General features: G+C 73.2%; 9 protein-coding genes. 7 read left to right on the top strand and 2 right to left on the bottom strand.

Annotation, left to right across the window (positions count from 1 at the left end; genetic code table 11):
- The first annotated feature begins 54 nt into the window (after positions 1-54).
- Together ACFU97_RS39310 and ACFU97_RS39305 are read left to right on the top strand one after the other, a co-directional pair.
- On the top strand, positions 55-1,035 hold the full coding sequence (locus ACFU97_RS39310; RefSeq protein ID WP_384266256.1) for an ATP-binding cassette domain-containing protein: 981 nt from the start codon (positions 55-57) through the stop codon (positions 1,033-1,035).
- Positions 1,032-1,793, top strand: coding sequence for an ABC transporter permease (locus ACFU97_RS39305; protein ID WP_384266255.1), 762 nt, complete (start codon positions 1,032-1,034; stop codon positions 1,791-1,793). The genes ACFU97_RS39310 and ACFU97_RS39305 overlap by 4 nt, the downstream gene beginning before the upstream one ends.
- 219 nt (positions 1,794-2,012) lie before the next feature.
- On the opposite strand, the gene ACFU97_RS39300 is transcribed toward ACFU97_RS39305, so the two are convergent.
- A complete protein-coding gene (locus ACFU97_RS39300; RefSeq protein WP_384266253.1) occupies positions 2,013-3,365 on the bottom strand; it encodes a PLP-dependent aminotransferase family protein in 1,353 nt (450 codons plus the stop codon).
- Between the two features lie 598 nt (positions 3,366-3,963).
- Here ACFU97_RS39300 and ACFU97_RS39295 point away from each other — a divergent pair.
- Positions 3,964-4,890 (top strand): phytanoyl-CoA dioxygenase family protein, encoded by a 927-nt coding sequence (locus ACFU97_RS39295; RefSeq protein WP_384266250.1) that lies wholly within the window; start codon positions 3,964-3,966, stop codon positions 4,888-4,890.
- A gap of 77 nt (positions 4,891-4,967) precedes the next feature.
- On the opposite strand, the gene ACFU97_RS39290 is transcribed toward ACFU97_RS39295, so the two are convergent.
- On the bottom strand, positions 4,968-5,801 hold the full coding sequence (locus tag ACFU97_RS39290; protein WP_384266248.1) for a putative nonproteinogenic amino acid hydroxylase: 834 nt from the start codon (positions 5,799-5,801) through the stop codon (positions 4,968-4,970).
- A 445-nt stretch (positions 5,802-6,246) separates the two neighbouring features.
- Between ACFU97_RS39290 and ACFU97_RS39285 the strand changes: the two genes are divergently transcribed.
- The 4 genes from ACFU97_RS39285 (at position 6,247) to ACFU97_RS39270 (ending at position 11,782) form a co-directional block, all read left to right on the top strand.
- Complete coding sequence (locus ACFU97_RS39285) at positions 6,247-6,603, top strand: phosphopantetheine-binding protein (RefSeq protein WP_384266247.1); 357 nt, start codon at positions 6,247-6,249, stop codon at positions 6,601-6,603.
- On the top strand, positions 6,600-7,850 hold the full coding sequence (locus ACFU97_RS39280) for a cytochrome P450 (protein ID WP_384266244.1): 1,251 nt from the start codon (positions 6,600-6,602) through the stop codon (positions 7,848-7,850). The genes ACFU97_RS39285 and ACFU97_RS39280 overlap by 4 nt, the downstream gene beginning before the upstream one ends.
- Positions 7,847-8,581 carry a thioesterase II family protein gene (locus ACFU97_RS39275; RefSeq protein ID WP_384266242.1) on the top strand — a complete coding sequence of 245 codons (735 nt, stop codon included), beginning with the start codon at positions 7,847-7,849 and terminating at the stop codon, positions 8,579-8,581. The genes ACFU97_RS39280 and ACFU97_RS39275 overlap by 4 nt, the downstream gene beginning before the upstream one ends.
- Positions 8,582-8,668: 87 nt before the next feature.
- Positions 8,669-11,782, top strand: a complete 3,114-nt coding sequence (locus ACFU97_RS39270; protein WP_384266240.1) for a type I polyketide synthase — start codon at positions 8,669-8,671, stop codon at positions 11,780-11,782.
- Positions 11,783-11,798 lie beyond the last annotated feature (16 nt).

The following is an 11,798-nucleotide window of genomic DNA, read 5'->3' as shown; positions in this document are numbered from 1 at the left end:
GGCATGGCAGGGCCGTGACAGGCCGCCGTCAGGCCGGCTGGGGACAGTGGCAGCATGAAGAGTTCCGCGATTGCAGTCTCAGGGCTGCGCAAGGCGTATGGCGACAAGGTCGTGCTCGACGGCATCGACTTCGAGGTCGCCGCGGGATCGGTCTTCTCCCTGCTCGGCCCCAACGGGGCGGGCAAGACCACGACGGTGAACGTGCTGACCACGCTGCTGGCGGCCGACGCCGGCACGGCGCGCGTCGCCGGACACGACGTGGCGAGCGCGACCAAGGACGTCCGCGCGGCCATCGGCGTGACCGGCCAGTTCGCCGCGGTGGACGATCTGCTGTCGGGCCGGGAGAACCTGCAGCTGGTGGCGGACCTGAAACGCGTGCCCGCGAGGGCCGAGGTGGTCACGCGCCTGCTCGAGCGGTTCGACCTGGCGGAGTCGGCGGACAAGATGGCCGCCACCTACTCCGGCGGGATGCGCCGCAAGCTGGACCTGGCGATGACCCTGGTCGGCAGCCCGCAGATCATCTTCCTCGACGAGCCGACCACGGGCCTGGACCCGCGCAGCCGGCGCACCATGTGGGGCATCGTCCGCGAACTGGTCGCCGAGGGCACCACCATCTTCCTCACCACCCAGTACCTGGAGGAGGCCGACCAGCTCGCCGACCGGATCGCCGTCCTCAACCAGGGCAAGCTGGTCGCCCAGGGCACCGCCGAGGAGCTCAAGCGGCAGATCCCCGGTACCCACGTGCGGCTGCGCTTCGCCGAGCCGGCCGAACTCGACGCGGCCGCCCGGCTCCTGCCCGGCTCCACCCGCGACGAGGAGGAGCTGGCCCTGAGGGTGCCCAGCGACGGCCAGTCCCGCTCGCTGCGCGCCCTGCTGGACCGGCTCGACGAACACACCCTCAACGCCCAGGAGTTCTCCGTGCACACGCCGGACCTGGACGACGTGTTCCTCGCCCTGACCGACCGTACGGCCACCTCGTCCGACCAGGCCGGGCAGGCGGGCGCCGAGCGCACGAAGGAGGCGATCGCACGATGAGCACCCTCGCCACCCCGCTGGCCGACTCCTCGATCATGCTGCGCCGCAATCTCAAGCACACCCTGCGCAACCCCACCACGGTCTTCAACGCGGTGCTGTTCCCCATCGTGATCATGCTGATGTTCGTGAAGGTGTTCGGCGGCGCGTTCAGCGTCGGCGACGCCTACATCGACTACGCCACCCCGGGCCTGCTGGTGATGGCCGTCAGCTACGGCCTGGGCGCCACCGCCACGGCCGTCAACGACGACATGACCAAGGGCATCATCAACCGGTTCAAGACCATGGACGTCTCCCGCGGCTCGGTGCTGACCGGGCACGTCGTGGTCACCACGGTGCGCTGCCTGGTCGCCGAGGCCGCCCTGATCGGCGTCGCCTTCGCGATGGGCTTCGACCCGTCCGCGAGCGCGGCGGACTGGCTCGGCGCGATCGGCCTGCTCGTCCTGCTCAGCTTCGGCGCCGGCTGGCTGACCGTCGCACTGGGCCTGGCCGCGAAGTCGGTGGAGACGGCCGGCCTGGGCACCGTCCCGCTGATCATGCTGCCGTTCCTCAGCAGCGCGTTCGTGCCCGCGGACACCATGGGCGCCGGCGTGCGGCAGTTCGCCGAGTACCAGCCCTTCACCCCGATCATCGAGACCCTGCGCGGCCTGCTGCAGGGCCACCCCTCCGGCGGCGACGCGGCCGCCGCCCTGGCCTGGTGCGTCGGCTTCGCCGTCGTCGGCTACGTCTGGGCGGTCTCCACCTTCAAGAAGCGGGCCTGACCCCGCCACCGTCGCCCCCCTTCCCCCTTCCCCCTTCCCCCTTCCCCCTTCCCCCTTCCAGCCGCCCCGGCGCCACGCCGCCGGGGCGGCTCCCTACGTCCCCGTACGCCCGCGCCCGTCGTACACCGCGCCGTCGGGCGGACGGCCAACGGCCCCCGAACACCGCGCGGTTCGGGGGCCGTCGTTACGCCGGCCGTCGGCCGGGGCGGGGGAGAGGGGTCAGGCGTGGGCCGCGGTGGCGGGGCGCCGGGCGCGCTGGTCCTGGACCAGCTTGCCCAGCCGGTCCACGCCCAGCGCGATCTGCTCCGGGGTCAGCACGCTGAAGGACAGCCGGGCCTGGTGGAAGCCGCCGGTGCCGCCGTAGAAGTGGTGCATCGGCGTCCACAGGACGCCGAACCGCGAGGCGGAGTACTCCAGCAGGGCGTCGTCGGCCGGGAAGGGCAGCGTCAGGACGACGAACATGCCGCCCTGCGGCGTGTTCCAGGAGACCTCCGGCGCCGCGCCCGGCGCGGGCGCGAACACGGCCCGCAGCCGCTGCAGCAGGGTGGTGAGGTTGTGCCGGTAGACCGCGGCCTCGCGGGCGGTGGCCCGCCGGAGGCTGCAGCCGTGCTCCAGCAGGTAGCCGCCGATGACGGCCTGGGCGACGGTGGAGGTGTTCAGCGTCACCATGCTCTTGAGCTTGGCCAGGTGGTCGGCGAGCAGCACGCTGGGCGCCGCGGCGGACGCGGCCGCCGTGACGGGCTGGTCGGCGATGATGTAGCCCACCCGGGAGCCGGCGAACGCCGACTTGGCGAACGAGCCGAGGTGGATGACCTGGTGGCGGTCGTCCAGCGCCTTGAGGGTGGGCGGCGCGGCGCCGCCGGCGTGGAAGAGGGAGTAGGGGTTGTCCTCGATGACGAGGATCTCCTCCCGCGCCGCCAGCTCCAGCAGGGCGACGCGGTCGGAGCGCGACATGCTCGCGCCGCTGGGGTTGGCGAAGTCCGGCACGACGTAGCAGGCCCGCGGGCGCAGCCCCTCGCGCCGGGCCGCCCGGATCTGCCGGGCGAGGTCGTCCAGGTCGATGCCGCCGTCGTGCTCGCGGACGCCGCGCAGCGGGGCGCCGGCCACCCGGGCCGCGCCGATGAAGCCGACGTAGTTGGGCGTGGCGGCCAGCACGACGTCGCGGCGGTCGCGCACCAGGGCGCGCAGCAGCAGCACCATCGCCTCCTGGCAGCCGGTGGTGACCACGATGCTCTCCGGGTCGACCGTGAGGCCCTCGTCGATCTGCAGCTGGCGGGCGATGAGTTCGTGGATGAACCCCTTGGTGCGGCCGTACTGGAAGAAGGTGCGCCGCACCAGCTCCGCGGGCAGCCCCTTGTCGTGCTCGAGGTGACGGCGGAACGTCGCGAGATGCCGGGCGAGGTCGTCGACGTCGTAGAAGCCCTCGAACGGCCGGCCGGCCGAGAACGAGACCGCGTCCGGATACCGTCCCGCGAGTTCGTTGAGCAAGGTCATGGAGGTGAGTGCGGGATCGTCGACCGAGGCGTGCAGATCGGTGACACTCAGCCGCATCGGCCCCGGTTGTATGGGCATAGTCACGTCATCCTCATCCGCCGGACAACTCAGCCTCGAGCTGGTGTCGTTGATGTCGGGCAGTGCTCCATGGAATTCCCGATCGCGGGCTCTCCAGAATAGAACTGGGCCCGGCGGGGCGGGAAGAGCGAAGCTGCCCGCCGCAGTGCCGTCACCTCTGATTTCCGGTGTCCTGCCGGAACTTTTCCGGTGTCCTGTCGGCGGGACATCGGCCTTCGGCCGGCAATCCCGCGCGGTGCCCTTCCCCGCGGGGTCTTCGGACATTGACACCCCCTGCCCGGCGGACAGAACATGGGATTGCTGAGGAATGGCGAGAAAGCTCAGGGCTTGCTGCCGCGACGTGGCCGGAGTTGACCCGGCCCGGTCGAATCGCGATAGGGCATGAGCCGTCGATCCGTACACCACGAAGCGAGCCGCCCGGCCGGTCACCTCATGGCCCGGGTGGGGCCGCACGGACATTCCGGTTCGACCACCTCTCCATATCCGGATTTCCGGGAGTGAACTCGACGAGCGGCACGGCCGTGCGCGCGGTTGCCGCTGGAGGAGAGCCATTTCCCGTCGAGCCGGCGGTATCTGACACCTGAGAAGGAGCTGACGCATGACCACACTTGGCGACGGGGTTTTGGAGAAGGCCGCGGCGGAATACGCCGAGCAGGGTTTCTCCATCATCCGCAACGTCGTGCCGCAAGACCTCCTGGAGGAGGTGTGCGCCCACGTCGACTGGCTGACCCGCAAGTATCCGGACCTGCGCCCCGAGCACTTCCACCACCCGCTGATCCGCAACGACGCCTTCTGGGCCCGGCTGGTCTCCGACCGCCGCCTGGTGGACATCGCGGAGTTCTTCCTCGGCCCGGACCTGGCCTGCTTCACCGCCCACTACATCTGCAAGCCGCCCTACGACGGCCAGCCGGTGCTGTGGCACCAGGACGGCGCCTACTGGTCGCTGAGCCCCATGCAGGCGCTGACGGTGTGGCTGGCGGTGGACGAGTCCACCACCGAGAACGGCTGCCTGCGGATGATCCCCGGCAGCCATGTGCTGCCGCTGCACAAGCCGTCGGTGCGCACCGACACCGACAACATGCTCTTCTCCGCCTCCGACGAGGACCTGGTGCGCGAGTGGGCCGAGGAGCGCGGCGTGGTGGACATCGAGCTGCAGCCGGGTGATGTCTCCATCCACCACCCCAACCTGCTGCACTGCTCGGAGCCCAACACCTCCGCCAAGCGGCGCTGCGGCCTGGACATGGGCTACATCTCCACCACCACCCGCATCCACAGCGACGGCATCTACCTCGACCCGCTGCTGGTGCGCGGCACCGACGCGACCGGCCTGAACAACTACCGTCCCTTCCCCGCCTTCCAGGAGGGCGAGACGGTTTCCTTCGCCGGGCAGGACGCCTGGGACGCGCGGGTGGCGCAGCTGAACGCGGCGCTGCCGGCCCGTACCCGGGAGCTGGTGGAGGAGAGCCCCATCGACACCACCCGGCACATGATCGACCGGCTGCGGGCGGGCACCGCCAAGCGCTGACACCCACCGCCCGCATGGCCGCGGCCCCAGAACCCGTACCGGTTCCGGGGCCGCAGGCGTGCGAGGCCGGGGGCGATTCACCAGGCGAAGGCCTCGCCGTCCAGGCGCTTGTCGATGCAGTAGGTGCGGAACGCCTCCGCCTTGGCGACGATCGCGTCGTCGCCGGTGCGCCGCGCGGCCTGCACGTACCAGTCGAACGCGGCCGCGGCGTGCGCGTGCCGGGCGAAGTGCAGCGCGGCGAAGCGGCGGAAGTCCGCCCGCATGCTGCGCCGGGTCAGGGCCGTGCCGCCGATGAGGTGCTCCAGCTCCGCCGCGGTCGGCGCGGGCCGCTCGACCAGGTGGACCGGTGCGGTGGCCGGCACGTCGCCGCGGATCGCGACCGGCTCCTGGGCGCCGGCGAAGTCCAGGCACAGCGAGAGCCGGGTGACCTCTCCGGCGGTCAGCGCGGAGTGCGGCACCGTCGAGTGGATCTGCCACACCTCGCCGCGGCGCAGGTGGTAGACGGTGTCGTTCTCGGACAGCAGGGACTCCTCGCTGGTGCGCAGCGGGATCTGCAGCCGGGTGCCGGCCTCGCCCCATTCGAGGAAGTCCACGTGCGGGGTGATGATCGCGTCGTGGGCGCGGAAGACGCGCACCCACTGCAGCCGCTCCAGCGGGAAGTGCGCGGTCACCAGGGACATGATGCCCGGCAGCTGCTTGCCCAGTTCGGTCAGGGCCAGGCCGCCGTCGTGCGGGCGGAAGGAGGTGTCGGATTCCGCGCCGCTGCCGTTGGCCAGCACATGCGCCGACCACGACCCGAAGGTGAAGGCGTCGTATTTCCCGTCGTACTCGTGACCGTCCAGGACGGCGAATTCGTCCGCCAGGTCGTAGGAGTCGATGGGCAGCACCGCAAGCCGCTGTGACTTGAGCACGGAAATCCCCCTCCAGCACATGATGGTTGTCGTGATGATCCGAGGAAAAAACTGATTGCGGGCGTTCCTCGACGTCACCATATTTCCGCCGAGTTGCGAAAGACAATGAGACAACTCCGGGCGCCCGCCGCCCGGTCGGAAAGCGCGGGCGGACGCGGCCGATCCGGCCGGCCGCGGCCCATACTGCGGTGTCCGGCCGGCCCGGGCTGTCCTGTCGGCGGGACAGCCCGGTGCCCGCCGGCGTGTGTGCGGCGGTCATCCCTTGCCGCGGCTTTCCCCGGCCAACTACGTTGGCGTCGCGATGGCCACGGCCTTTTCGACGGCCCGGCGGCCGATCCGGCCGCGTCCGCCGCGCGCACCTGCCGGTGCACTGTGCACTCCCACGCGTTCTTTCCGAGGCGGGCACACCGCTGCTTTCTTGAAGGCCGCCGGCCGCCCTCCGGACATGTCCCGCCCGGCGGGACGGCACCTCTGCAAGGCCCATGGCGTGGGCGGGCATTCCCGCTCGATGAAGGAAGGAAAAGGGCTGGCGATGGAATCGAAACGACAGGCCGCGCCGTCGGGCGCGCCGGCATCGCTCGTACAGGAAGTCGCGGCGCTGTGGGGGGAATGCCTCGGCGGCCCCGACGTCGGCCCGGTCGACGACTTCTTCGCGCTCGGCGGCAATTCGCTGGCCGGGATCAAAATCATCGAGCGGGTGGCGCAGACCTACGGCGTGAAGCTGTCCGTGCGCGACTTCTACCTCGCGCAGACCCCGACCCGCGTCGCCGAGCTGATCGAGCAGGGGAGGGCCGCCGCGTGAGGCTGACGCCGGGCCCCGCGCGCGACGTCGACCTCGACCGCGTCGACCTGTTCGACCTGGACCTGTACGGCGCGGGCGACCCGCACCCGATCTGGGACGTGATGCGGGACAAGGCCCCCCTGCACCACCAAGTCCTGCCCGACGGGCGGGAGTTCTGGTCGGTGACCCGCTACGAGGACGTGCGCCGGGTGCTCAGCGACCACCGCGAGTTCACCTCCGAACGCGGCACCGTCCCCACCCACCTGGGCACCGACGACGCCGCCGCGGGCGTGCTGATGACCTCCACCGACCCGCCCCGGCACACCGAGGTGCGCCGGCCGCTGAACGCCAGACTCACCGCCCGGGCCGTGCGGTCCTGGGAGGACTCGATCCGCGCCACCGTCCGGCATTTCCTCGAACCCGCCCTGGAGGGCGAGGTGTTCGACCTGGCCGAGCAGGCGCTGCTGCTGCCCGCCATGGTCACCGGACCGCTGCTGGGCATCCCGGCCAAGGACTGGGCCGAACTCGTCCAGCTGACCGCCATGGTCACCGCCCCGTCCGACCCGCACTTCCTGGTCGGCAACGAGGACGCCACCCTGGCCATCTCCCACCACGAACTGCTCACCTACGTCCGCGACTGGGCCACCGCGCGCCGCGCCGGCGGCGGCGAGGACGACAGCCTGCTGCACCACCTGATGAGCGTGCGCCCCGGCGGTGCCCCGCTGAGCGAGGAGGAGATCGCCCTCGACGGCTACAGCATCCTGCTGGGCGCCAACGTCACCACCCCGCACACCGTCTCGGGCACCGTGCAGGCCCTGATGGAGCGGCCCGAGCAGTTCGCGAAGGCCCAGGCCGACCCGAGCCTGATCCCCGACCTGGTCGAGGAGGGGCTGCGCTGGACCTCGGCCGCCTGCAACTTCATGCGCTACGCCGTCGACGCCGTCGACATCGCCGGCGGCACCGTTCCGGCCGGCGGCGCGGTCGTCGCCTGGATCGGATCGGCCAACCGGGACGCCACCCAGTTCCCCGACCCGCACACCTTCGACATCACCCGCGCCGGCGCCAAGCGGCACGGCGCGTTCGGGTTCGGCCCGCACTTCTGCATCGGGGCGCCGCTGGCCCGGATGACCCTGCGGATCTTCTTCGAGGAACTGCTCGGGCAGTGCGCCTCGATCGAACCCGCCGGCGAACCGCAGCACCTGCGCTCCTACTTCATCGCCGGCCTGACCCACCTGCCCGTCACCGTCCAGAAACGGCCCACGCCATGACCACCGGCCCCACCACCCTCTCGCCGTGGCTGGTGCGCCCGCCGGCCGCCGGCCCCCGCGCCCGGCTGTTCTGCCTGCCCTTCGCCGGCTCCGGCGCGTCCGCCTTCAGCGCCTGGCCCGCCGACCTGGACGGCGTCGAGGTCTGCCCGGTGCAGTTCCCCGGCCGCGAGAACCGGCTGGGCCACCCCCACTACGGCAGCTACGAACACCTCGCCGACGAGCTGGCCGAGCACCTGGCGCCGCTGCTGGACCGGCCGTTCGCGTTCTTCGCGCACTGCGCGGGCGCCCTGCCCGCCTACGAGACCGTGCTGCGCCTGGCCGCCCGGAACCTGCCCGCCCCGGCATGCCTGGTCGTCTCCGGCCAGCGGGCCCCGCACGACGCCGCCCGCGACCGGATGCTCACCCTGACCGAGCCCGAACTGCGCGCCGAGATCGAGACGTTCGTGCGCGGCCGGGGCATCGAACCCCGCCCCGACATGGTCGACCTCGGCCTCCTGGTGCTGCAGCGCGACCACGCCGCGGCCGCCGCCTACCGGCGCACCGAACCGGCCCGCGTCGACTGCCCCGTCGTCGTCGTGCACTGGCAGGACGACACCGACGTCACCCTCGCCGACCTGCAGGGCTGGCGCCACTACGCGGACCCGGTCGAGTTCCGGGTGCTCGAGGGCGGCCACTACGCCTTCATGGACGCCCCCGACGCGCTGCGGAAGCTGCTGACCCGCCGGCTGTGACCCCCGCCGCCCCCGCCGCCCCTGTCGACCGCCCCGCCCCCGCCGCCCGCCCCCGACCGTCCCGCCCGCACCCCGGAAGGACCACCCATGCGTGGCACCGCCACCCCCGACGTCGCCGTCATCGGCATGTCGTGCCGCTTTCCCGGTGTGCCCGGCCTGGCCGCGTTCTGGCAGCTGCTGCTCGACGGCGGCTCGACCATCGCCACCTTCCCCGGGCAGCGGGCGGCCGACGCGCACTCCCGCTACCCGTCCCACCCGGACGCCGCCACCTTGGGCGCGGGCTCGTTCTTCGAGGCCGTCGACGCCTTCGACGCCGCCTTCTTCGACACCTCCGCCGGCGAGGCGGCCGCCATGGACCCCGTGCAGCGGCTGGGACTGGAACTGGCCTGGGAGGCCGTCGAGGACGCCGGCCTGCCCGCGCCCGCACTGGCCGGCCGGGACATCGACGTCCTGGTCGGCGCCGCCCCCTCCGGCTACGACCAGCTGCGCCGGCGCACCGGCAGCGACACGGACGACCACTACGCCGCCCTCGGCTCCAGCGGCGCCCTCATCGCCAACCGCATCTCGCACCTGCTCGACGTGCGGGGGATGAGCCTGTGCACGGACTCCGGGCAGTCCTCCTCCCTGGTCTCGCTGGCACTGGCCTGCGACCGCATCCGCGCCGGCGCCACCGACATGGCGCTCGCCGGCGGCGTGCACCTGATCGCCGACCCGGAGGCCGGCGCCGGCCTGGCCAACCTCGGCGCCCTGTCCCCGGACGGCCGCTGCTACCCCTTCGACGCCCGCGCGGGCGGCTTCATCCGCGGCGAGGGCGGCGCGTTCGTCCTGCTCAAACGCCTCGACCAGGCCGTCGCCGACGGCGACCACATCTACGCCGTGGTGCGCGGCTGGGGCGTGGCCGGCGCCGGCGCGTCCTCCCGGATGCCCGACCCCAGCCCCACCGGGCAGGCCGCCGCGGTGCTGACCGCCCTGCGCCGCGCGGACATCGCCTTCGACACCGTCGACTACGTCGAGGCCCACGGCACCGGCACCCGGCGGGGCGATCCGGCCGAAGCGGCCGGCCTGCGCGAGGTGTTCACCCGGGCCGGCCGCACCCGGACGCTGACCCTCGGCTCGGTGAAGGCCAACGTCGGCCACCTGGAACCGGCCGCCGGCATCACCGGCTTCGTCAAGGCCGCCCTGTGCGTGGAGCGCGCCCACCTCGTGCCCACCCCCGGCTTTCGCACCCCCAACCCCGCCATCCCCCGCTTCCACGACGACTTCGAGGTCCTGGCCACCGCCCGCCCCTGGCCCGCCGCGCCCGGCCGGCCGCGGCGCGCCGGGGTGTCCTCGATCGGCATGGGCGGCACCAACGCCCACGTCGTCCTCGAACAGGCCCCCGCACCGCGGCCGGCGGCCCAACGGCCCGGCCCGGCGGGGGAGTCGAGCCCGGTGCAGAGCGCCGGGCTGGTGCCGTGGGTGCTCTCGGCCCGCTCCCCGGCGGCCCTGGCCGCGCAGGCGGCACGGCTGCGGGAGACCGTGGCCGGCGACGCGGCGCTGCCGGTGACCGGCGTCGGGCATGCGCTGGCGGCCACCCGCACGACCTTCGAGCACCGCGCGGTGGTCCTGGCCGAGGACCGCGGCCAGGCCCTGGCCGGCCTGGAGGTGCTGGCGGCCGGCGGCCGCACGGCCCGCGTCCTGCGCGCCACCGCCGCCCCGGCGCCGGGCCCGGTCGTGTTCGTCTTCCCCGGCCAGGGCTCGCAGTGGCAGGACATGGGCCGCCGGCTGTACGCGCAGTCGGCGGTGTTCGCCCGCGCCATCGACGACTGCGACCGGGCGCTCGCACCGTGGCTGGACTGGTCGCTCACCGACCTGGTGCGCGGCGCACCGTCGGCGCCCTCGCTCAAGGACGGCGACGCCGTCGTCCAGCCCGCCCTGTTCGCGATGATGGTGTCCTTGGCCCGGCTGTGGAACTCCCTGGGCGTGGTGCCCGACGCGGTCGTCGGCCACTCGCAGGGAGAGATCGCCGCCGCGTGCGCGGCGGGCGCCCTGTCCCTGCAGGACGCGGCACGCGTGGTCGCCCTGCGCAGCCGGGCGCTGGCCGCCCTGGCGGGCCGGGGCGGCCTCAGCGCCGTCGCCGCCCCCCTGCGCTGGGTCGAGCAGCGCCTCGCTCCCTTCAGCGGCCGGCTGTCGGTGGGCGCGGTCAACGGGCCGGCCTCCGTGGTCGTCTCCGGCGACCTGACCGCGCTGGAGGAGTTCGCCGCCCTGGCCGCCGCCGAACAGGTGCGGGTGCGCCGGGTCAGGATCGACTACGCCTCCCACTCCCACCAGGTCGAGGACATCCGCGCGCAGGTGCTCGAGGCCGCCGCGGACATCACCCCCCACCGCACGCCGATCGCGTTCCACTCCACGGTCACCGCCGGCGCACTCGACACCCGCACCCTGGACGCCGCCTACTGGTACCGCAACCTGCGCTCGACGGTCCGCTTCGGCGAGGTCGTCGACCGCCTGATGCACACCCGCGGCGGCGTGTTCGTCGAGGTCAGCCCGCACCCCGTGCTGCAGGTGGCGATGGAGGAGGTTGCCGACACCCTGGCGAGCCCGCCCCCGGTCGTGGCCACCCTCACCCGGCACGACGGCGGCCTGGGCCAGGTCCTCACCTCCCTGGCCGCGCTGCACGTGCACGGCGTGCACGCCGACTGGCCGGCCCTCTTCCCCGCCGGCCGCCCGGCCCGTATCCCCCTGCCCACCTACCCCTTCCAGCGCCGCCGCCACTGGCTGACCGCCGCCGAGTCCGGCCCGGCCGCGGACACCGCCGCCACGCCCGACACGCCGGCCGTGGACGTCGGTTCACCGGCCGCGGTCCTCACCCTGGTCTGCGCGGAGACCGCGGCACTGCTGGCCGGCAAGGGCACGCCGCTCGGCGCGGCGGACCTCGTCGCGCGCGCGGCGCAGACCTTCAAATCGCTGGGCTTCGACTCCGCGATGGCGGTGGAGCTGCGCAACCGGCTGGGCGCGGCGACCGCGGTGCGGCTGCCGGCCACCGTCGCCTTCACCTACCCCACCCCGCAGCAGCTCGCCGACCGAGTCCTCGCCCTGCTCACCCCGCAGACACCACCCCCGCCCGGCCCGCCCGCCCCGCCGGCGCCGGCCGAAGCGGCTGCCCCGGACGGCGGCAGCGACGACGACCTCTACGCCCTGATCGAGCGCGGATACGTCTAGCCCGCCCCTGCAGCCC

The organism is Streptomyces sp. NPDC057616, from assembly GCF_042800575.1.
In the GTDB taxonomy this organism is placed as follows: domain Bacteria; phylum Actinomycetota; class Actinomycetes; order Streptomycetales; family Streptomycetaceae; genus Streptomyces.
Note: the sequence above shows the minus strand (reverse complement) of the source record. Positions and strands in the feature narration are given on the sequence as shown.